The sequence below is a fragment of the Fischerella major NIES-592 genome (assembly GCF_001904645.1).
Classification (GTDB): Bacteria; Cyanobacteriota; Cyanobacteriia; order Cyanobacteriales; family Nostocaceae; genus Fischerella; species Fischerella thermalis.
Window position 1 is genome coordinate 94,267 of sequence record NZ_MRCA01000013.1, and the last position, 21,582, is coordinate 115,848.

Here is a 21,582-nt window from a genome sequence, read left to right on the forward strand (position 1 = left end):
ACTACGCTAACGCGCCGGAAATAGCTGCAAGTAGAAATCCAAATCCTGTCAGGGTTGCAAAAAATATTACTTTCTTAAGCATCGTTACTACTCCTTATGACTGGCATTGCTGAATCAAGATATGAATTTACAATTCACGGATATGTAGAGACGTANCAATGCTACGTCTCTACAAAAATGTATACAAACATAATTCATGACCAGATTCAGTAACGCCTTATGACTTATCAACTAATTGTTTTTGCTCGGAAATTACGCAAACGCAGTGCATTCGTGACTACTGATACGGAACTAAACGCCATTGCTGCACCTGCAATAATTGGGCTAAGCAACCAACCGAAGAAGGGGAAAAGAATTCCTGCTGCAATTGGAATACCAGCGACGTTATAAATAAAAGCAAAAAAGAGATTCTGACGAATATTGCAAATCGTGGCACGAGAAAGTTGAATGGTAGTGACAATACCTTGTAAATCTCCAGAGATCAGGGTGATATCACTAGCTGCGATCGCTACATCTGTACCTGTGCCAATTGCTATTCCGACATCGGCTTGAGCTAGCGCCGGGGCATCATTAATGCCATCTCCGACCATTGCCACTATTTTGCCTTCCGACTGAATTTGCTCGACAGTCTCCGCTTTTTGATCCGGGCGAACTTCCGCCAAGACTCGCTTGATGCCCACTTCTCGGGCAATGACTTCGGCAGTGCGGCGATTGTCTCCGGTCAACATCACTACTTCCAATCCCATTTTTTGCAATGCCCGAATTGCGTTTACAGAAGATGGTTTCACTGCATCAGCAATACCCATTATCCCTTGGATTTTGTTATTTACAGCAATCCAGATCACTGTCTTACCGAGATACTCCAAGCGATCCCAATGTTCCTGCAATGCATTTGTCTCAATGCCTAGCTCATTCATCCAACGCTGAGTGCCAATTTGTACCCATTGATTTGACACGTACCCTTGCACACCACTACCAGCGATCGCTTCAAACTCCTGTGCATCTGTCAACTCTACACCTTGAGATTGAGCATAATTGACAACAGCTTCAGCCAAAGGATGTTCGGAATTGCGTTCGACAGATGCTGCAAGGCGCAGAAGATTTAACTCATTGTTATTGGCTGTACCGTTGACGGTTACAAAATCGGTGACAGTCGGCTTACCTTGCGTAATTGTACCTGTTTTATCGAGAACAACAGTCTTGAGCTTGTGGGCGAGTTCCAGACTTTCTGCCCCTTTGATCAGGATGCCATTTTCTGCACCCTTACCTGTACCGACCATAATGGAAGTTGGGGTTGCTAGCCCTAAGGCACAGGGACATGCAATGATTAGGACTCCGACAGTCGTAATTAGTGCCATCGTCACATTGCCCATGATGTTGTACCAGATAATGAAAGTGGCGATCGCAATGGCAATTACGGCAGGTACAAACCATCCAGTAACTTGGTCGGCTAGCTTTTGAATCGGTGCTTTCGACCCTTGCGCTTGCTGCACTAGCTTGACAATCTGCGCCAAAAATGTATCTTTACCCACTCGTGTGGCTCGGAATTTGAAGCTACCAGTTTTGTTGATCGTGGCTCCAATCACTTCATCACCTGGGTGTTTCTTCACAGGTACACTTTCACCCGTGACCATTGCCTCATCAATAGTTGAGAAACCATCGATAATCTCGCCATCCACTGGTATCTTTTCACCCGGACGCACCAGAATCACATCACCTTCAATCACTTGGGCAATCGGAATGTCAACTTCTGTGCCATCACGGATCACACGAGCAGTCTTTGCTTGCAAGCCTACAAGCTTACGAATTGCTTCAGAAGTTTGTCCTTTGGCACGATTTTCCAGCAGTCGTCCCAGCAAAATCAGAGTAATGATGACTACAGCCGCTTCGTAGTACACATCAGCTGGTAATCCCTGGTTAGTAAAGAACCCAGGCAAAAAGGTGGGGAAGAGGGAATAAAGATAAGCAGCACTTATACCAATCGCCACCAAGGTATCCATTGTTGCCACGTGACGTTTCAGGGCTTTCCAAGCATTGATAAAGAAAGATGCACCACACCAAAACAAAACTGGAGTCGCCAGCACAAGCTGTAACCAAGGATTGTGCAACCACATGGGAATCAAGGGAATGGACAACCCCGTCATCATCGGTAGCGAACCAATGACTAGAATGGCGCTGATCATACCGCCAACCCAAACTTTTCTGACTAATGATCGATTTTCCGCTTGGCATGTCTGCTGTTCTATATCATCTGTGGTAAACAAGTCTTCGTCTTGCATGGGCATCGCAGAGTATCCCACCGCATCTACCGCATCGCAAATTGCTTTTGGGTTAGTTTTTCTCTTGTCGTAGGTAACAGTGGCTTGCTCTGCCCCAAAGTTAACGCTACACTGATTCACACCATCAACGGAGCGAATCGTATCTTCAATTGTTTTAGCGCAAGAGGCACAACTCATACCACGCAGTTTCAGATTCGTGTTTTCCATTCAACACCTCCTAACAATTTACTGAACTGCTTTTTAAAGAATTTAGTCACCAGTAACGGTATAACCTGCGGCTGTAATTGCTTCTGTGATGGCAACTTCTGCTGCTTGAGTTTCGATCTGGACAAGCTTAGTTTTGGTATCAGCCTGAACAATAGCAGCTGGATCAACAGTTTTCACCGCTTTTGTAATGCTTTCGACACAGGCAGAACAAGCCATGTTAGGAACTTTGAGGTGAAGTTTCATCTGATGCACTCTATCTAATCAACTAATCTCATTGTGAAATCTCCACCTTACTGGAGAGTCAAGGGGTAGTGAGCAAAAATTTATCTTGCCTGTGGGTAGCGAAAATAGATGCCAATAGTGGGACAATACAAGTATTAGAAGCAGCTTTGAGTTAATTGGAACTTATTTTGGAAATATTCTGTCTCCAAAATTGAGCTATGTGAGTTAGTCAAATTTATGGAAACTAAGGGCGATTCTGAACAGAGAAGTATTCAAAATTCCGGATCGGTTCTCAGGCTGCGTCGGTTGGTAGGATCAGCAGTAGTTGTAGTTTCTGTAGGAATAGCTAGTTATGCAGCTGGTTTTGCTATTGCTAAGCAGGAAAGTGACTCCAAAGCAAACATTCAACAGTTAAAATTACAGGCAAAATTATGCCGCAAATTCAATCGCGGTGAGGTGGAAGCGCAGGATGCTGCTGCTGGTGGTAAGATATCTGGTGTGCATGATATTTTGGCAGATTTGCAAACAGTGCAAGTTGAGCTAGCCAAGAAGAGACTTGTGTTTGTGGAAGAACAACCAACAATTGTGAAGTTGAAGTCTCAAGAAGCAGCTTTAAAATCTTTATTAAAGCAGCGTATAAACGGTATTTGTAACGTTGTGAATTAATAGTTGATCGATATTAAGCGCTTTATCCGCAAATAATACATTCATAAACCGCATCAGGCACAATAGCTGCGGTTTTTGGCGACTTATTGCCAAAGTCGGGAAAATTGTGGAGGGGTAAATAGTCAGCCAATAAACACTGTTGGGACTGTGCGATCGCATTCAATCTTTTTGCCGATCTTTTGTATTTACCGAATCCATAACATTTCATTGCCACCTTTTTGTAGTTCGTATTTTACTTTGACAATTGCAACTGTATATCCTAGTTCTTGTAACTCTTGGGTGATGCGATCGAGATAGGGCGAACGTTGCAACATCAGAGTCAGCAGAGGAAAAATCCGTACTTCTTGACTCACTCTCAGCATCTCCTTAATGCCATCAAAGTGGAATTGGTAATCATGGTGATCTGAATACAAAAAGAGAAAATGTGAACATAAAGCTAGATCATATTCTTTATCTTGAAAATTCAGTTTTGGTAGTTCACCTATTTGATATCTTTTTTCCTGTTTTCCCTGCTCATAATCACTGATAAACTTATTGATTGTTTGGACTCGATTCCATCTTAAATTTTCAGGTGATGTGTGATAAGACCAAGTCCAGTCATCAGGACTTGCTTTCACTTGGTCAATGATATTATCAACAATTTCATTAAATCTTTTCAGGATTTCATCACCACTAAATTGATATATTGGATCAATCGAAGTGACTTGTACACCAATTTTTGTAGCTTCTGCATTGAAGCTAGCCGGGCCATCGCCAACCCCCAAAATTCGCTTGCGCAAATCTGATTTAGTCAGATGGAACATTTGCACGTATTCATCAAGCGATCGCCCGAAGGGAACAACTTTTTCTAACTTCATTGCCATTGTTGATTACCACTTGTATTATTACCTATTTCTAAAATCAATTAGCGTTTGTAAATAAGCATCAGGCATTCCAATATCAAAACTTTTTCCCTGCACCATATACCCCACCATTCCCTCTGCTTGACGTACATTTTCTAGACAGGTTGTTAATTGAAATTCGCCACGTTCTCGAAAGTTATTATTAATATTCTCTTCGAGAAAATCAAAAATCATTGGCGTCAGTGCATACAAGCCAAAAATAGATAAAAATTCATTTTCTGCTATTCCTTCAACACGCAAATGCTGACGTGCATATTCAACAGTTGGCTTTTCGTAGACTTGTGTCAACGAAAGAATAGAATTATGTTTTTGCCAAACTCCTGTGACACAACCAGCTTTATGAATAATTTCTGCTGGTATTTTTGTTAAACCAACAACACTTTTATTTTGCTGTGCATAAACCTCTAATACTTGCCGCGCACAAGATTTTTTGATATCAGATGCATAAATATGGTCGCCTAACATCAGTAAAAATGGTTGATTATCTACCCATTCTTTAGCACAATATACAGCGTGTCCATAGCCTGCTTGTTCTTTTTGTGACAGAAATTTGATTTTGTCACCTAAATCTACAATGTGTTTACTATGTTTTTGGTTTTCTGGTGATAGCTTTTCAAAAAGTTCAGCTTTGGGTGGGTATTTAAATAAATCGATAAAAATTCTTTTATCTTCCGGTTGGACAATAATACCAATTTCTTCGATGCCAGCACTAATTGCTTCTTCAACTATTAACTGAATTACAGGTTTGACCCTGCCATCTTGATCAATAATTGGGAAAAGTTCTTTTTTCACAACTTTGGTAGCAGGGAATAAGCGAGTACCAAACCCAGCAGCAGGTATTAGGGCTTTTTTAATTTGATTTTTCGGCATAAATAGTTAGTTTTAAACATTGCATCTGTGGGAAATCTCTTTCAATGATTTCGATTACTTTTTGTTGATTTTCTTTGCCTTGCACAATAAATTGTGCTGTGCCATCACCTTGGGAACCAACACCTTTTCCACCCAAAATATAAGGTTGAATCGGTGTATAATTCAGTAATTGATGTAAGATAGGGGCTGTTAACTCCTCAGGACAAGCCGGGATCAAATGCTTGTCAAATTCTATCTGTGCATGTCTCTCATCAAAGTACCAATTTGTTCTGCATCACCTGTTTGTAAGGCGTCAATGGCGGCTTGAGTAATTTGATAGCTGATAGAACCCAGATATTTTTGTACATTCGCTTGCACTGTATTCGTGGCGAAAGGATAACACTGATTAAGTTTGCTAAGAATTACTTGAGTATTTTTGCTAGCACCAAGATCCACTACGACAAAAAACAAATCCTTGGGAACACTAAGTTCGATGATGTCTGTATGTGTACCATCAAAGATCATAGCAATGAGACGATTACCGTAAGCACAAGCTTGATCCATCCGCCCGCAACGAGAAGGTGTAGTAATCTCTCCGAGATAGGCAAACTCCATCTCTTCTTGGATGGACATCTTTAAGTCATATACCAGATTAAAAGCCCTCGCCACTAACACACAAATAGCTGCACTTGATGACAGCCCTTTTTGAATCGGTAAATCAGTCAAGTAATTGTGAATTTCTATTCCCCCAACATAGTTATGCGCCCCTACTAAAAATTGATAAGCAACACCAGCAGCATAACTAAAAAATCTACCCTTTCTAGCCTCTACTAGCAAAGCCTGTGCTTCCATCGGTAGAGTTAGGGATTTACGAGTTCCATCACCAAGGGAGGTATTAAGAACTAATTGATTGGGATGGGGTTTCACTTGTGCATACAGCCCCTGATTCGTACCTACCAACAATGTGTAGCCTATTTCTAGTTTAGGATTGAGATGTCGGTATCCTCCCGCCCAATCACTATGTTCACCAAATATACACAGGCGTCCTGGTACAAAAATTTTCATATCGGTCTTGGATCTTACTCACGAAAGCTCACACTTTTTGTAACAATTGAATATGGTTACGAGCATGTTCTTATACCATATTGTGCTACGGGTCAAGCGGGGTAATGCCATACATTTGGCTTAATTTGCAATCATTTGCTGCTTAGTTATACTAGTGTCAGTTTATAAACTGTCACTTACCCAAGACCGCGTTTTATACCAGAAAAGATATTCTTAATTTTGTGCAAGGAGTGATACCACTTCACCATACGTTTGCCACAAGTTATTTTCGTAATACCCCCTAAATTCAAGGTTATTGCGAATATCAAATGTTGCATCAAACAAGTGATTTGGTATAAAAATAATATAAAAGGCGCTTGAGTTCGCAAAGTTACTCAAGCGCTTTTACGTATCATAAATTGTTGGTTGTTGGTTGTTGGTTGTTAGGTATAGCAGTTTTGGATTGGATGCAATACAAGATCAAAAACGAACACAGATGTAGACGCGCAAGCGGCTTCCCGCAGGGTACACAGATACACACCGATTAAGCTGTACTTCACCAATACGAGAAAGCCCTATATCGATTTTTCCAAACAACCACCAACTATCAACTAAGAACAAAATTAATTAACTTACCAGGTACTACAATCACCTTTTTAATTTCTTTGCCTTCGAGGTAGCGCTTACCAACTTCCGATTCCAGCGCATACTTTTCCAACTCTGCTTTGTCTGCTTGTGCAGGAACTGGAATCGCACCGCGAGTTTTACCCATAATCTGAATCACTAAGTTAATTTCATCGGCAACCAATGCTGCGGAATCATACTGAGGCCAGGTTTGGGTATGAACTGAGTTGGTGTTACCCAATAAATGCCATAACTCATCGGCGATGTGGGGTGCAAAAGGTGCCAGCAGGACAACTAAAGTCTCAATACCTTCTGCGTATACTGGTGAGTCTTTACAATTAGCATCAGTGAGAGCATTACTCAGCTTCATCAATTCTGAAATAGCGGTGTTGAATTGATACTCGTCCTCTACGTCTTCACTGACTTCTTTGATTGCGGTGTGAATTGCCCGTCGCAAGTCTTTTTCGATTTTGGATTTTGGATTTTGGATTTTGGATTGATCTATTTTTGGTGATGACTGATTCTCAGCAAACTCTGTTACCAAGCGCCAAACTCGATTTAAGAAACGGAATTGCCCTTCTACATCTGCTTCATCCCACTCCAAGTCTTTTTCTGGCGGTGCTTTGAACAAAATGAACATCCGGGCGGTATCAACACCGTATTTATTAATCACATCTTCCGGCGCTACACCATTGCCTTTTGATTTGGACATAGTGGCGTAGATGCGTTGCAGTGGTTCGCCTGTTTGGGGATCGCGGGGATCGTTAGGATCAACAAGATGGGAGGGAACCCATTTGTCCTTACCACCTTTGTTGGGATTAAAATAAGTCAAACCCTGTACCATACCTTGAGTTAACAAGCGTTGGAAAGGTTCGTCAAAGTTCAACAAGCCTCTATCCCGTAATACTTTGGTAAAGAACCGCGAATACAATAAATGCAAAATCGCGTGTTCAATCCCACCTACATATTGATCCACAGGCATTAAGTCATTAACTTTAGCAGAATCGAAAACCTGGTGTTCGTTTTTAGCATCAGTAAACCGCAAGAAATACCATGATGAATCAATAAACGTATCCATCGTGTCGGTTTCCCGCTTGGCTGGTGTACCGCAGTTTGGACAAGGTACATTCACCCAGCTTGACAATTTTGCCAAAGGCGAACCACCACGCCCGGTAAATTCTACATCTTCTGGTAATTTCACGGGCAAGTCTTGAACGGGAACAGGCACTGCGCCACAATCGGGACAGTGGATGATGGGGATTGGCGCACCCCAGTAACGTTGTCGGGAAATCAACCAATCCCGCAAGCGATACTGTACCCGTTCTTTGCCAAAGCCTTGTTTTTCGGCATACTCGACAATTGCTTTTTTGCCATCGGTGGAATTCATGCCATCAAATTGACTAGAATTCACCAAAACTCCCGGTTCGGTGTAAGCTGCTTCTAATGGGGCTGATGCATCGCCTCCTTCGGGCATAATTACCACTTTGATCGGTAAATTCTGTTCCTTGGCAAACTTAAAATCTCGTGCATCATGCGCTGGTACACCCATTACTGCACCTGTACCGTACTCGTACAAGACATAATCAGCAATCCAAATGGGAATTTCTTCCCCTGTAAACGGGTTAATTGCTTTACCACCTGTAGGAATACCCCGCTTGGGCTTATCTTCAGCAGTGCGTTCCAACTCGCTTTGGTTACTGACTTCCTTGACAAACGCTGCTACTGCTGATTGCTGTTCAGCTGTTGTCACCAATTTTGTCAATGGGTGTTCTGGTGCTAAGACTACGTAACTAACACCGTAAACTGTATCTGGACGGGTAGTATACACACCAATTTTTTCGGAACTACCCACAATAGGAAATTCCAAATATGCGCCTGTAGATTTGCCGATCCAGTTAGCTTGCATTAATTTGACACGTTCCGGCCAACCTGGTAATTTTTCCAAGTCGTTTAACAATTCTTCGGCATAGTCAGTAATTTTGAAAAACCACTGTCGCAATAATTTGCGTTCAACTTTCGCCCCACTACGCCAGGAACGTCCTTCGCTGTCAACTTGTTCGTTTGCCAATACTGTTTGATCGATGGGATCCCAATTTACGGCAGCTTCTTTTTGGTAAGCTAACCCTGCTTGGTAAAACTGCAAGAAAATCCACTGTGTCCATTTGTAATAGTCTGGTGAACAGGTGGCAATTTCACAATCCCAATCAATTGATAAACCCAGACGTTGCAATTGTTGCCGCATCTGGTCAATATTTTGATAAGTCCACTTTGAAGGGGGAACACCCCGATCAATTGCGGCGTTTTCTGCGGGCAAACCAAAGGCATCCCAACCCATCGGATGTAATACCCGATACCCTTGCATTCGCTTGAGGCGGGCAATCACATCAGTAATCGTATAATTACGGACGTGACCCATGTGCAGGCTGCCCGATGGATAGGGGAACATGGACAGAGCGTAGTATTTTGGCTTATTGGTGTCTGGGGAAATTTTATCTAAGCCAAGTTCATTCCATGTCTTTTGCCATTTTTCCTCAATGCTGGTTGGGTTATATCGGGAATCCACAAAAACTCTCCTACTGGACTTTAACCATAGTCTGCCTCCATATTTTAGATGATGGTAAGCAGACGAACAGGTTGGTTGAAATAAGCAATGATTGAATTAAAGGAAAAATCTTCTGATTTGCTACGGGTATTTGTTTATGGCACCCTCAAACCAGGAGAAGCTAATTATAGTATTTACTGCGATCGCAAAGTGGTAAATGCGACTAAAGCTTATGCACTAGGCAAACTGTTTGCTCTACCCCAAGGCTACCCAGCCATGACATCGGGGGATAATTATGTCTACGGGTATTTACTCGAATTTAATTGTCCAGATGTTCTAGTTGAACTAGATGAACTGGAAGATTACCACCCCACTAGACCTGCTTCGGAAAATTTATATAATCGCCAACAAATAGAAATATACAATTTACAAGGATTTTCCCTTGGTCGGGTTTGGGTTTATTTGATGACACCAGAAATGGTTGAAAAATTGGGAGGTGTTTACCAAGCTGATGGCTGGTGGACTAGTTAATAAATTACGTTTAATGTGAATTGAAGAAGCAGTACAAGGTTTTTTGGCAATTGTCCAAAGTTTGATTTTGATTGACGTAGACGCCCCAAAGACGTCTACGATTACAAAAACATAATTGTTGCCATAGTTGTAATTCACATTAGGCGTAAATTATAATTTTTTTTTATAATTCATCATTTATAATTCATAATTCTTAATGATATTCGTTCTCTATACTTAAGGGTTGTAACTGCTTATCCAGGTTAACTGGCTCTTGTGGAGTAGTTTCTGCTGCTTTCGGAATTGGCAGGATAGGACTGTTAATAGAAACAATTAATGGTGCAGCAGCAATATTTTCTGGCTTTGCTAGCTGCGCCTGTTCTGTTGCAGGTCTTTTTGCCAGTTGGGGGGTTAACTTACCACCTGGTAATAACCCAGATACTGCACCAATTAGAGTCGCAGCGATCGCTGTACCTCCGCAGATCAAGGCTAAACGCGCACGGCGACGATGTAAACGAGATATGACTCGTTCAACAGTTTCTTCTACTGGCTGTGACTGTGGTACGGGCATAGTTCGTAAGCCCTGGCGCAACTTCAAAAGTCGCGCATATAAACACTTCACTGCCTGATCGTTTGCCAGCAGTTCTTCTACTTGCCTACGTTCGGCAGCTGTCACTTCTCCATCAAGATAAGCACTCAATAGCTCGAAGCGATCGCGCTTCACCATATCTATAGCACCCGTTGATTCATTGGTATGCTCTGCCTCCCCATTTGGCAAATCGATATTTAATTGCAAGTGGGAATGGTCATTTAAATGAGAATCAGTAGTCATCTTAACATTATTACCAATTCATGCACGGGTAAACATAGCGAACTTGGCCCCAGCTGATCATTATTTCTCCTGTTTTTCTTGATGGCAGAAGCAGTTTCCATAAATCTTAATAAAACTTAATGAAATATAAAAATCTGCCATTAATCTAAAGGTAGAACTTTAAACTAGGAACCAAGATAAGGCTGTAACTGCGATTGCAACCTGGCTCTAGCCCTGGCTATTCTCGATTTGACTGTTCCTAAGGAAACTCCTGTAATTTCGGCAATTTCTTCGTATGCCATACCCTCAATTTCCCTCAGAACTATCGTCGTGCGGAACACCTCAGGCAGATCCGCGATCGCATCTCGCAATTGCTCATAAAACTCCCTAGTTGTGAGTTCTTCCTCAGGTCCAGGAGTATCTCCTGCGATTTCCCAATCCATTTCGCCGTCGTCCACCGAACGGGGAGCATCCAGCGAGACAGGACTGACAACTCGCTTGCGTTTGCGTAACTCGTCGTAGAACAAGTTAGTAGCAATGCGGCTTAACCAACCCCGAAATTTAGATGGTTCTTGCAATCGGTGAATATTGCGATAGACCCGAATCCAAACCTCTTGAGCGAGATCCGCTCTGTCAGACCAATCAGGGGCCAAATGATACAATACCCTATCGACTTGGGATTGATAACGACGCAGCAGTTCTGCAAATGCAGCACGATCTGGGCGCAGTCCAGTCTGACAGCGTAAAATTAAATCGTGGTTAGAAAGTTTGTCAACTTGCACTGATGCTTCCGGGAGTCTCGCATCAACAGTTGACCAGGATACAGTAATCGATTCGCTCATAGATCGTACTGGCTGTAAATCATCCCTATCTATTAGACCTACTGATCTGCTGGAAGTTCCTAGTATGAGTGACGGATTTATGACTGGAACACAGGATACCTTTGCAGATACATCTTTGTCAGACACAGTGACGCTACGTATCTTTGTGACAGCAATCATCACTGAATACCTACTATTGCCAAAAAAAATTTTTTATGATAGACGAAATCAGGTATCGGGGAAAAGGAGGACAAGGGAGACAACTAATTCAGTTATCAAATTAAACTGATAACAGTTAACTGTTAACTTAATTCATACCCATTACCCATTACCCATTACCTGTTACTTTTGTGGCAACCTCACCAAAATAACAGGTGCTGATTCTTTTAACTGCCGCAAATTAGCACCACTGTTAGATTCTTCTGGTAGATGAACTTGCAGAAATAAATTGAGGGAAAACGTAATCGTTATTGCTAACAATAGTTTTTCTAACATAATCTTTACTCCCAACCACACTATGAACACCACTTAATTAAAATGATTGCCTGCTGTGCCTATTTGGTTCCAGGGAGTATCTCTAGAATTCTCACCCGGATTTTTTGCAAAATTACGCAATGGCAATATCTGTATAGCCCTAGTTTGCCCATGAGTATGAACAAATTCATAATGGAACTGCTAAATGTTTGTAAATTTTTGGTAATTGATTTACAAGAGAATCTGAAAAGTTTTTCAGTAATTAACTAACTGCAAATACATTAGGACTTACGCATGAAAACCAAAAATCAATGGTATGGGCAAGGAGTTCAAGCAAGGTGTCAATAACCTTTATATCCCTATACCCCTACACCCCTACACCATTACACCCTCCCACGAACGTTGCACTCTTGTTATGTAAGTCCTCCTGTAAATACCCAGCACAATCGCTTCTATTAAAGCTAAAGTAAGTAAGAAAACTTGTGATCTGATGGCTCAGTCAACGGGGAATTTTGGAGAAAATAAACGATGGCGACGGTAAGAAATGAATCTGTAACGCGTATGGCGATGTTACTTTGTTTTGGCACAGGCTTCTTATCTCTCGCTGTCCATTGGCATGTTTCTGATTTGATGGAACCTCCCACAAATCAAGACGCTAGTGGAGTTTATGTAGCAACAGCAGCAGATACAGCTACAAAGCCAAAAAGTTCCATCCTCAGTGAAACACACAAAGCTAATGTCTCTCGCCCGATTCAGTCCCTGTTGGCTAAGGTTTCGACGCCACAAAAACCTTCTACTGTTTTGGCATCTGCCAATCAGACACATGTAATAGTTGATTTAAGCGATCGCCGCGTTTATGTTTATCGTCAAGATCAAGTCATCGCCAGTTATCCTACTGGCATAGGTAAAAAAGGCTGGGAAACACCCACAGGTACTTTTGAAATTCACAACATGCGGCGCAACCCTGTTTGGCGTCACCCGATTACAGGCAAGGTATTTCCAGCAGGTGTAGATAGCCCTCTGGGAGATAGATGGATAGGTTTTTGGTCAGATGGCCACAATAAAATTGGCTTTCACGGTACACCAGATGACAGCTTAGTCGGTAGTGCTGTTTCCCACGGTTGCTTACGTATGCGTACTCCCGATGTGCGTATGTTGTACCAACAGGTACGCGTCGGCACAAAAGTGGAAGTTCGTCAATAGTTATGTGTTGGTTGTTGTTTTTTGGTTGTTGGTTGTTGGTTTTTCCAAGCAACCACGAACTATTAAGCAGCAACTATTTTAAGATTGTGACTTCTGCTCAAAATTGGGTGCGTAGGCTTGCAGTAAAGTACTGACTTGGCGCAGAACTTCATTACCAGTGTTTTTACCCAATACTTGCCGTTCTGGAAAGAAATTCGGCCTATCCAGGTAACGGCTGATCGCTTCACTGACTTGTTGGGCAATTAATTCTTGTAGTTCCGTCTTGGCGTGTTGGCGCTGATAGCTAGCACCTTCTTCGGTAGTTGCGTATAGAGGGGGTAGTCGATTGAGGGCGTAAGCAGCAATATCTCCAACATCCAAGGAAGTTTCGCTAGTAGCTTCGATTTCTGCTACGCGGGCGATCGCTTCTGTCAGTACCAACTCTTCCATAACATTAATAAACTGTTTGCGTGGTACCGCTATCACCTCACCAGTCAACAGCGCCCCCATCAGTCGATCGAGTGCCATGTACTCTTCGATCGAGAGTTCGTTGGCATTGTCACAGATTCGCCCGACTTCTGCTTCCATTGCTGGTGTCAAATAACCATCCTGGAGAGACTGTTGCACAATTTTTTCTATACTCATAATGCTCATATTCTATAAGCCACCCACAAGCAAGGAGGAACGGTACCAATCCAGTTTATTTTGCCCAGATTGGGCAAAGAATACACAATAATTTACTATTTAAATTCTTGATATCGCCAAGGTGTTGGATCAACAGATTGACCGTTGACATATAATCCCCAGTGCAAGTGAGGCCCAGTAGAAGCACCTGTAGAACCGACTGCGCCAATAAGTTGACCGGGTTTAACCATATCGCCTTCTTTGACATTAATGCGACTCAGATGCATAAAAATACTTGTTACTCCTTGACCGTGGTCAATGCCAACAACGTTACCATGAACCCGAAAACCTTCGGATACCCTTCCTACTAAAGCAACTTTTCCTGCCGCCGGAGCTACTACAGGTGAACCCGTAGGGCCAGCGTAGTCAACACCGCGATGGTAGTAATCCTTAGCAAATTTACCATTATAGTAACGACGTACACCATAGATAGTAGAGATTGGCCCCCCATTTGGTTTGATAAAAATGCCACTCCAGTATTTTTGGGGTGTTTGTAGAGCTTTCAATTCTGATACACGCTTGAGTTCGTATTCTGTAGCTTTTACTCCTGCTTTACCTGGGGGTAAATTAATTCGCTGTACAGGGAACTTCCGTGAGTTCACCTGCACCAACAAGTTCCGTAACTGACCATTTCCGGTGACTCGAATTATTCTTTTTCCAGCCTTTTGCAACGGTGTGGTGGGAATAAAAGCCCGATACTGATTAGGAGCAACTTCAAACGCTGGGTAAGTTTGATCAGAAGCAGTGACTGTTGGACTCGCACCAGCGACCGGATTATCTACACTAATGAAAACCGATAATGTATCCCCCAGTTTCGGATTAGCTGGAGTCATCCTTACCTGTAGAGCTTCTGCGGGTATTGCTAAGGCGACAGGTAAAGCGGCTAAGATTCCGGCTACCATTCTGGTGGTCAGACGGTCAACTTGTAAATTAGACACAGCTGCTGAAACTAACTTTTGAGCGCGATCTACGGTAATCATAGAGATACAAAAAATCCTATCTGCTGATGAACAACAGACTATCTTACAGGCTGTAGTGTTTCTACCTGTCCAAGGGAATTTTATGAGACAACACTTTTTAGTGTAATATTTGTGACTTGTCAAGTGCTAGCCCTGCACTAACATGAATTTTGCTGGGTGGTTTGAAATTAAGCCAAAACTGCTTTGTATATGGGGAATCGGTTTGACAAACTCTACGTAAATTTTTATTAATTCTTTTTAAGAAAATACAGATTAGTCAAAAATACGAAAATTGCTTTCGTGCATTCTTGGAACGTCGCAAATGTAAAATCTTCAAGCAAGAGCATATTCGCAAAGCTTGGCAGAGGCTACATCAGCAAAACTGGTTAACGGTATCCGCCTTAGATAGCATGAAAAAAAAGTGCCTGATGTAGAGCCAGAAGATATACATAAATTGCTCGTAGGGAACTGCATAAAACCCATTTCCAAGCTGTTATTTCATTTACTGCGAATTCCCCACACCCATATCAAACTTTTGTATGCTGATTGTAAATAGGTCTTAATAGTTCTTTGAAAAACTTGTGCAAGAAGATTTCAGATTAATTGTTGATTTAGTGTCAGTTCTCGCTGTCGCCGCCTGCGGTGGACTTTTGGCGGCGCTTTTAAGACAACCTGTTCTACTGGGGTATCTGATTGGGGGGATTGTTATCGGTCCAACGGGACTGGGACTAATAAAAGAATTAATTCAAGTAGAGACTCTGGCACAGTTTGGCGTTGCCTTTCTATTATTTGCCTTGGGGGTTGAGTTTTCCTTTGCGGAACTCAAAAAAGTCAAAGCGATCGCCCTCGGTGGCGGTGGATTACAAATCACCCTGACAATCGCAGTCACCGTTATAGTGTGTGGTTTGACAGGGTTTTGGGGAACTTTACCAGCTAAGGGCGTGTTTTTGGGAGCAATTCTATCTTTGTCTTCCACAGCAGTTGTCCTCAAATGCTTGATGGAACGCAACGAAACGGAAACGCCCCACGGACAGGTAATGCTGGGAATTCTGGTGGTGCAGGATTTGGCGTTGGGACTGATGTTGGCAGTTTTGCCAGCTTTGCATCAACCAGGGGAATCGATTGTGATGGCGGTGTTGACAGCCCTGGTGCGGATTGGCTTGTTTGCAGGGGGTGCTGTGATCGCTGGAAAGTGGATTATCCCGCCTTTGTTGCGGATGTTAGCCCGCACAGAAAGCCGAGAGTTATTTTTATTAGGAGTAGTGGCGTTGTGTTTGGGTATTGCCCTGTTGACAGAATATTTAGGGCTGTCGATTGAAATGGGAGCATTTGTCGCGGGTTTGATGATCTCGGAAGTAGAGTATGCTGATCAAACCCTGACTTATGTGGAACCACTCCGAGATATTTTTGCGAGTTTATTCTTTGCCTCGATTGGGATGTTAATCGATCCAGTGTTTTTATGGAAGAACCTGGAATTGATTTTGGGGCTAGTGGCGCTCGCATTTATTGGTAAATTTTTGATTATCACACCACTAGTCAAACTGTTCCGCTACCCTCTGAAAACGGCGTTAATTGCAGGTTTCGGACTGGCGCAGATTGGGGAATTTTCCTTTGTTTTGGCTAGTGAAGGACAGGCGCTAGGACTGGTTTCTCGGCAGATATATTTACTGATTTTGGGAACAACGGCGGTAACATTGGTACTGACTCCCTTTGTGTTGCGGTTAGTACCGATGATCTTTGATTGGTTGGAATCAATGCCTTGGCTAAAGCCCTATTTGAGTGGCGAGGGTAAGCCGTTAGAAGTCGCTGAGGAATTACCAATTAAAGACCATATCGTGGTTTGTGGTTATGGGCGAGTCGGCAAAAATTTGGTGAAATTGTTACAGCAACACGATTTACCTGTAGTGGTAATTGACCAATCCGAACGTAGAATTCAAGAGTTACGTGAGGCGGGAGTACCTTATGTGTATGGAAATTGTGTGAGTTTTTACGTTTTAGAAACTGCGATGGTTAGCCAAGCTAAAGGAATGGCGATCGCACTTCCTGATCCAATGAGTATTCGGCTTTGCCTGAAACGGGCTTTAGAATTATCTCCAGATTTAGATGTAGTCGTCCGTGCTACCAGCGATAAAAATATTGAAGTCCTTTACCAACTGGGTGCTAGGGAAGTTGTGCAACCAGAATTTGAAGCAAGTCTAGAAATGGCAACCTACATATTAAATGTAGTAGGATTCTCCAGTGTTGTAGTACAACGGGAAATGCAAGAAATCCGCAACCGTCATTATTTAGACTTGCGTCCAGAACAATCAGCATCCCAAGTTTCTCGTCATTTACGCCAGGCTACTCAAGACTTAAATAACCGTTGGTATGCTTTACCAGAAACTTCACCCCTGATCGGTATGACTTTAGAGGAAGCCGATATGCGCTACTTAACTGGGGTGAGTTTGATGGCTATTCGCCGCGCCAATGGGGAAGAAATAGATTATCCCGATGCTAGTACTAAGTTGGAAAAAGGCGATCGCTTATTGGTAGTGGGTTCAGATGAGGAATTCGCTGCTTTAGAGGAATTTGCTGTTGGTAGGGCGGCTGTTCCTGGAGACAATAGTGCTTGTCAGTGGGTAATAGTCAATGCTGATTGTCCAGTGCTTGGTAAAACTTTGGCAGATTTGCATATCCGCGAAAAATATGGGGTGCAAGTACAATCAATGCGTCGCGATGGCAAATTTATTCGCTTTCCCAATGGCAAAATGGAATTACAAGCCCAAGATCAATTATTATTGTGCGGTAGTTTGACAAGTCTGAATCAAATAGAACAATTATTTGCACCAGCAGATTCCCAATCGTTATCTGTTCCTGTGGTGAAAGCTAGTGAGGCGGAAGGGTTGAAAGATTATTTGCCGATGGATAGTGTGATTGATTAAGCTTTTTATTCAGTTATCAGTTATCAGTTAGCTGTATAAGTCAAATAATTACTCTCGAAAACTAAGTAAGGTTTGCTGGTATGAGTCGAGACGCTTTGGTTGTTGGCATTCATACCTATAGTTACGAGCGTCTTAATAATTTAACAGCACCGTACAGGATGTGGAAGCAATATCAAAACTTTTGTCAGAATATGGCGATTTTAATGTTAGTTAAACGGCTACCTGCGGTTAAATTTAAGCAAAATAATACGATTCGGGTTGGACAGAAGACAGGAGTAACTTTAACTCAGTTGGAAGAGGCGATCGCGTTTGGTTTGGGTTGGTTTGAAAGTGTGATTGCGTAGATGAACGAAGAACGAATTTATTAGGTTTGTTTGAAAGTGCGATCACTATTACCTTGAGATGAGTAATTGTAGTTATTTTGGAGATATGATCGCTCATATTCTCTTGCTTACTGAAGAGGTTGTTGTGCAGCTTTTCTGACATCATCCACACTTAAACCTAAAGCCTGTGCTACCTGTTCCACAGTCAGCCCAGCAGCTAACATTGGTGTTACAGCAATCAATTTTCCTCTACGTTCTCCTTCTTCTATTCCTTCCTGTTTTCCTTCTGCAAAAGCTTGCTGATATACTCGTGTTTGCTTCAATTCGCTTAATCCAAACATTTGTTGTATCTCCTCAATCTCCATACTGGGAAATTTATAAACCAATATCGTCTCTATTATTTGCAATAATTTTTGCTGTTGTGCTGAATCAACTTCCTGGCTGGTTCTAATAATTAACTCTTTGGCTGACTCGATTGCTTTATCTTCATTTTCGATCACTAATTTAATCGTAGCAATGCCAATGGGTAGGGATGTAGTTTCCCCTAACTCGTCCAAATAAATGCGTGTAACTCTCCCGGAAGCAAAAGACTCGCGGTAATGTATGGTTTTTGCTGTGTCGATGCTGCGAGATGGATAAATCACTACAGCAAACCAATCATTTTCAGGTTGGTTTTGGCGTAGGTATAAATGAACTTCTGTAAACAGCCGCGAGTAAATTCCTAAGTCTGGTTGAAACTGGACTTCTGCGAAATAAATTGGGCTTTCTTCTGTTTCCGGAAGAAATACACCATCGATTCGGAAAGCGGTTTGTTTGATTTCAACTGATGAGAATTCATACCCTGTGGCAGTTTCGGGAGAATTGCCAATTAGTTCAAAGAAGATCTCAGGTAATTCTTGAAATAGGCGATAAAATATACTGTCTGTTTTCACTAATCGGAGTATTTCAACGCAGAGTTATGATGATTTTTTAAATTACTACACTTTTACAGCCCATCTGCAACTGAAGGTTCTGGAAGCGCGATTGCAATTAGATACCATAAATAGTAATACAAAAGCTCCAATTTGGACAGGTATAGATAGGGCAATGGTGCGACTAAAACTTTGGCAATGGCTTGTTTTGGCAACTCCCATCGCAACCATCATCACTTTCTTACTGGTATCGGCGGGGTTGCAAATTCACGAGTGGGGGCTGAATTGGATTTGGGGTGTGTTTATCCTGGTGTTTGTGGGCTGGCGTTGGCTGCTAGTACAATGGACTCGCCCTGCGATCGCCCAAGTAGAATCTGTGATGGCAGAGGTGACAAAAGAACTAGAGTCTGCCACGGGTGATACAATCCCTTTAGAAAAAACTGATGCCACTAATCGAGCTGAAGCAGCACTCCAAGAAATTCTGCTAGCATCACAAAGTGATCCCCCGATTTGGGAAGACTGGCAAAATTTTTGGCAGCGTTGTCAAGCTGTTGTTGTTGCCATTGCCAATATTTACCACCCGGAAGTTAAGTATCCTCTGCTAAATATCTACGTTCCCCAAGCTTATGCTTTGATCCGAGGTACGGTAGATGAGATGGATCAGTGGATGCAAAAGTTATCTCCGGCTCTGAATCAAGTTACTGTTGGGCAAGCATTCCAGGCTTATGAAATGTACCAGAAGTTGGAACCTTCTGCAAGGAAACTATTACGCGCTTGGAACTTGGCGCAGTGGCTATTGAATCCAGTTGCAGCAATAGCAAACCGAGCTAGTCAAAGTTACAGTAACCAAGCAAATCAGCAACTACTGGTAAATTTAAGCCAGCTACTGAGGGAAGCAGCACTGAGGAATTTGTGTCAGCAGGCGATCGCTCTCTATAGTGGTAAATTACCTGTTGTCGAATCTGCTGTTATTCCCCCGCCTGCCGCTCCAACCAAAACCCAAACCCTACGAGAAATCCTCGCGCAAGCCGAACCCGTCGAAGTCGTCGAGCAAAAACCCGTAAATATTTTATTAGTAGGACGAACTGGAGCCGGGAAAAGTAGCTTGATTAATACCCTATTTCAGGCAGATTTAGCTGAGGTTGATGTATTACCTAGCACTGATAAAATTCAGAATTATCACTGGCAAGCACCAGAAGGCGCAACCTTAAACCTTTGGGATACACCCGGTTACGAACAAGTTAACCGTAACGATTTACGGACACTTGTGCTAGATTATGCTAGTAATGCAGACTTGCTGCTACTCGTCACCCCAGCCCTTGATCCGGCTCTGCAAATGGATGTGGACTTTCTGCGAGACATGAAAGAGGAAGTAGCAGACTTGCCTGCTATTGCCATTGTCACCCAAGTTGATCGCCTGCGTCCGATTCGTGAATGGCAGCCTCCCTATGATTGGCAATGGGGAGAACGGCCGAAAGAAGTGGCGATTCGGGAAGCAACACAGTACCGCGCTCAACAGTTGGGTGATTTTTGTAACCGAGTTTTACCTGTTGTCACAGGAGACACCAAGACAGGTCGCAGCGCTTGGGGAATAGATGCCTTATCTTTAGTATTAATTGATGCGATCGCACCTGCTAAGCAATTGCGTCTAGCTCGTTTTTTGCGTAACCTAGAAGCCCGGACTGTTGCTGCTGCTAAAATCATCGACCACTACACCTTCCAGATGGCAACAACTCAAGGGCTGACTGCATTACTCAAAAGTCCAATTCTCAAATTTATTTCTACCCTTTCAACTGGATCCCCCACTTTAGCAAATCTACTCGCCGAGAAAATCCCAGCAGAACAGTTACCAATTGTGATTGGCAAACTCCAGATGGCTTATGATTTATTTTTACTATTGAGTACTGATAAAACACTGAAGTTTGATTTATTGGCTCTTTGGCCGTTACTATTAGAAAACTCTGGTTCGCCTGATCAAAATGCTAGGGCATTTGGTCACGCCTTACTAGAGTACTGGACTCAAAATTTGACTGTAGAACAATTACGCGAGCGGTTTGTATATTATTTAGGACTTTCAAGTAGTGCATTGAAGTAATTTTATTTACATTAAATCTACACAAAGAACAAAATGTAGTGTTAGTCTGAGGTATTAAAATCTACACACCTTTAGCCTTCTGTGTAAACCTCAATCCTATGTCTAAGTTGATCTGTGCAACCCTAATAGCAACGGCTCTACTTTTACCTTCGGCTAGTGATCATAGCCCTGCGATCGCTGGTACTTGTGCTTCCAAGTGTGGCAAAAGTCCGATTCAATTTTCACCTGGTCAGCGCATTCAAGTTAATGTAGTCAATCGCACTCCAAGAGTGTTAATTATACAGAAACCCTCTAGTACTAATCCGATTCCTCTACAACCAGGACAGGAACTACAAATAAACCAAGGAGATGGAACAGAGCCAAATATATCTCTCCTATTTTGGGATGACACTGGTTTACCATTAAAAGCAAATATTGCAAAACTCAACTTTGCAACCCTGGGAGTAGAACTGCGTCCTAATTGGTTTGCTCCTGGCGATCGCGCAATTTATATTCTTGATGATGGGCGCATCGAGGTGTTATGAAAAATGCTTGATTTATGATTGTTGGCCTCGAA

The 21,582-nt window shown here is 42.5% G+C and carries 18 protein-coding genes and 1 pseudogene; 7 read left to right on the plus strand and 12 right to left on the minus strand.

What is annotated here, in order from left to right; genetic code table 11:
• Window positions 1–227 precede the first annotated feature (227 nt).
• Both NIES592_RS19405 and NIES592_RS19410 read right to left on the minus strand, forming a co-directional pair.
• Window positions 228–2,486: a heavy metal translocating P-type ATPase gene (locus NIES592_RS19405; RefSeq protein WP_073556623.1), complete on the minus strand. Its 2,259-nt coding sequence runs from the start codon at window positions 2,484–2,486 to the stop codon at window positions 228–230.
• A 42-nt stretch (window positions 2,487–2,528) separates the two neighbouring features.
• On the minus strand, window positions 2,529–2,729 hold the full coding sequence (locus tag NIES592_RS19410) for a heavy-metal-associated domain-containing protein (RefSeq protein ID WP_073556624.1): 201 nt from the start codon (window positions 2,727–2,729) through the stop codon (window positions 2,529–2,531).
• Window positions 2,730–2,945: 216 nt separating this feature from the next.
• Here NIES592_RS19410 and NIES592_RS19415 point away from each other — a divergent pair, with 216 nt between their 5' ends.
• Window positions 2,946–3,374 carry a hypothetical protein gene (locus NIES592_RS19415; RefSeq protein WP_062247955.1) on the plus strand — a complete coding sequence of 143 codons (429 nt, stop codon included), beginning with the start codon at window positions 2,946–2,948 and terminating at the stop codon, window positions 3,372–3,374.
• Between the two features lie 185 nt (window positions 3,375–3,559).
• Here NIES592_RS19415 and NIES592_RS19420 read toward each other — a convergent pair whose 3' ends face one another.
• The 4 genes and pseudogenes from NIES592_RS19420 to leuS form a co-directional block, all read right to left on the minus strand.
• Entirely contained in the window at window positions 3,560–4,237 is a 678-nt protein-coding gene (locus NIES592_RS19420) for an SAM-dependent methyltransferase (protein WP_073556625.1), read from the minus strand.
• A gap of 21 nt (window positions 4,238–4,258) precedes the next feature.
• Window positions 4,259–5,146 (minus strand): UTP--glucose-1-phosphate uridylyltransferase, encoded by an 888-nt coding sequence (locus NIES592_RS19425; protein WP_073556626.1) that lies wholly within the window; start codon window positions 5,144–5,146, stop codon window positions 4,259–4,261.
• Window positions 5,127–6,190: pseudogene (locus NIES592_RS19430) on the minus strand (mevalonate kinase family protein). The gene NIES592_RS19425 and the pseudogene NIES592_RS19430 overlap by 20 nt, the downstream one beginning before the upstream one ends.
• Before the next feature lie 586 nt (window positions 6,191–6,776).
• Window positions 6,777–9,356, minus strand: coding sequence for a leucine--tRNA ligase (gene leuS / locus NIES592_RS19435; protein WP_062247947.1), 2,580 nt, complete (start codon window positions 9,354–9,356; stop codon window positions 6,777–6,779).
• An 87-nt stretch (window positions 9,357–9,443) separates the two neighbouring features.
• Between leuS and NIES592_RS19440 the strand changes: the two genes are divergently transcribed.
• Window positions 9,444–9,866: a gamma-glutamylcyclotransferase family protein gene (locus tag NIES592_RS19440; RefSeq protein WP_073556627.1), complete on the plus strand. Its 423-nt coding sequence runs from the start codon at window positions 9,444–9,446 to the stop codon at window positions 9,864–9,866.
• A gap of 193 nt (window positions 9,867–10,059) precedes the next feature.
• On the opposite strand, the gene NIES592_RS19445 is transcribed toward NIES592_RS19440, so the two are convergent.
• The 3 genes from NIES592_RS19445 to NIES592_RS25395 form a co-directional block, all read right to left on the minus strand.
• Entirely contained in the window at window positions 10,060–10,677 is a 618-nt protein-coding gene (locus NIES592_RS19445) for an anti-sigma factor family protein (protein WP_073556628.1), read from the minus strand.
• 164 nt (window positions 10,678–10,841) lie between these two features.
• Entirely contained in the window at window positions 10,842–11,498 is a 657-nt protein-coding gene (locus tag NIES592_RS19450; protein WP_016871501.1) for a sigma-70 family RNA polymerase sigma factor, read from the minus strand.
• A gap of 321 nt (window positions 11,499–11,819) precedes the next feature.
• Window positions 11,820–11,972, minus strand: a complete 153-nt coding sequence (locus NIES592_RS25395; RefSeq protein WP_009458875.1) for a hypothetical protein — start codon at window positions 11,970–11,972, stop codon at window positions 11,820–11,822.
• 507 nt (window positions 11,973–12,479) lie between these two features.
• Between NIES592_RS25395 and NIES592_RS19455 the strand changes: the two genes are divergently transcribed.
• Complete coding sequence (locus tag NIES592_RS19455) at window positions 12,480–13,154, plus strand: L,D-transpeptidase (protein WP_073556629.1); 675 nt, start codon at window positions 12,480–12,482, stop codon at window positions 13,152–13,154.
• 78 nt (window positions 13,155–13,232) lie between these two features.
• Here NIES592_RS19455 and NIES592_RS19460 read toward each other — a convergent pair whose 3' ends face one another.
• Window positions 13,233–13,778, minus strand: coding sequence for a late competence development ComFB family protein (locus NIES592_RS19460; RefSeq protein ID WP_062247940.1), 546 nt, complete (start codon window positions 13,776–13,778; stop codon window positions 13,233–13,235).
• Between the two features lie 95 nt (window positions 13,779–13,873).
• Complete coding sequence (locus tag NIES592_RS19465) at window positions 13,874–14,797, minus strand: M23 family metallopeptidase (protein ID WP_073556630.1); 924 nt, start codon at window positions 14,795–14,797, stop codon at window positions 13,874–13,876.
• 560 nt (window positions 14,798–15,357) lie between these two features.
• Between NIES592_RS19465 and NIES592_RS19470 the strand changes: the two genes are divergently transcribed.
• Together NIES592_RS19470 and NIES592_RS19475 are read left to right on the plus strand one after the other, a co-directional pair.
• Entirely contained in the window at window positions 15,358–17,697 is a 2,340-nt protein-coding gene (locus NIES592_RS19470; RefSeq protein WP_073556631.1) for a cation:proton antiporter, read from the plus strand.
• Window positions 17,698–17,777: 80 nt separating this feature from the next.
• Complete coding sequence (locus tag NIES592_RS19475; RefSeq protein ID WP_073556632.1) at window positions 17,778–18,041, plus strand: hypothetical protein; 264 nt, start codon at window positions 17,778–17,780, stop codon at window positions 18,039–18,041.
• Between the two features lie 107 nt (window positions 18,042–18,148).
• Here NIES592_RS19475 and NIES592_RS19480 read toward each other — a convergent pair whose 3' ends face one another.
• Window positions 18,149–18,952, minus strand: coding sequence for an Rpn family recombination-promoting nuclease/putative transposase (locus NIES592_RS19480; RefSeq protein WP_073556633.1), 804 nt, complete (start codon window positions 18,950–18,952; stop codon window positions 18,149–18,151).
• Between the two features lie 154 nt (window positions 18,953–19,106).
• Here NIES592_RS19480 and NIES592_RS19485 point away from each other — a divergent pair, with 154 nt between their 5' ends.
• Together NIES592_RS19485 and NIES592_RS19490 are read left to right on the plus strand one after the other, a co-directional pair.
• Complete coding sequence (locus NIES592_RS19485) at window positions 19,107–21,026, plus strand: GTPase family protein (RefSeq protein WP_073556650.1); 1,920 nt, start codon at window positions 19,107–19,109, stop codon at window positions 21,024–21,026.
• A 98-nt stretch (window positions 21,027–21,124) separates the two neighbouring features.
• Window positions 21,125–21,550, plus strand: a complete 426-nt coding sequence (locus NIES592_RS19490) for a hypothetical protein (RefSeq protein WP_073556634.1) — start codon at window positions 21,125–21,127, stop codon at window positions 21,548–21,550.
• Window positions 21,551–21,582 lie beyond the last annotated feature (32 nt).

Excerpts from the sequence above, each read along its gene's own strand:
- NIES592_RS19405 (WP_073556623.1), bottom strand. The coding sequence starts at position 2,486 with ATGGAAAACACGAATCTGAAACTGCGTGGTATGAGTTGTGCCTCTTGC.
- NIES592_RS19410 (WP_073556624.1), bottom strand. The coding sequence starts at position 2,729 with ATGAAACTTCACCTCAAAGTTCCTAACATGGCTTGTTCTGCCTGTGTC.
- NIES592_RS19415 (WP_062247955.1), top strand. The coding sequence starts at position 2,946 with ATGGAAACTAAGGGCGATTCTGAACAGAGAAGTATTCAAAATTCCGGA.
- NIES592_RS19420 (WP_073556625.1), bottom strand. The coding sequence starts at position 4,237 with ATGGCAATGAAGTTAGAAAAAGTTGTTCCCTTCGGGCGATCGCTTGAT.
- NIES592_RS19425 (WP_073556626.1), bottom strand. The coding sequence starts at position 5,146 with ATGCCGAAAAATCAAATTAAAAAAGCCCTAATACCTGCTGCTGGGTTT.
- NIES592_RS19440 (WP_073556627.1), top strand. The coding sequence starts at position 9,444 with ATGATTGAATTAAAGGAAAAATCTTCTGATTTGCTACGGGTATTTGTT.
- NIES592_RS19445 (WP_073556628.1), bottom strand. The coding sequence starts at position 10,677 with ATGACTACTGATTCTCATTTAAATGACCATTCCCACTTGCAATTAAAT.
- NIES592_RS19450 (WP_016871501.1), bottom strand. The coding sequence starts at position 11,498 with ATGAGCGAATCGATTACTGTATCCTGGTCAACTGTTGATGCGAGACTC.
- NIES592_RS25395 (WP_009458875.1), bottom strand. The coding sequence starts at position 11,972 with ATGTTAGAAAAACTATTGTTAGCAATAACGATTACGTTTTCCCTCAAT.
- NIES592_RS19455 (WP_073556629.1), top strand. The coding sequence starts at position 12,480 with ATGGCGACGGTAAGAAATGAATCTGTAACGCGTATGGCGATGTTACTT.
- NIES592_RS19460 (WP_062247940.1), bottom strand. The coding sequence starts at position 13,778 with ATGAGTATAGAAAAAATTGTGCAACAGTCTCTCCAGGATGGTTATTTG.
- NIES592_RS19465 (WP_073556630.1), bottom strand. The coding sequence starts at position 14,797 with ATGATTACCGTAGATCGCGCTCAAAAGTTAGTTTCAGCAGCTGTGTCT.
- NIES592_RS19475 (WP_073556632.1), top strand. The coding sequence starts at position 17,778 with ATGAGTCGAGACGCTTTGGTTGTTGGCATTCATACCTATAGTTACGAG.
- NIES592_RS19485 (WP_073556650.1), top strand. The coding sequence starts at position 19,107 with ATGGTGCGACTAAAACTTTGGCAATGGCTTGTTTTGGCAACTCCCATC.
- NIES592_RS19490 (WP_073556634.1), top strand. The coding sequence starts at position 21,125 with ATGTCTAAGTTGATCTGTGCAACCCTAATAGCAACGGCTCTACTTTTA.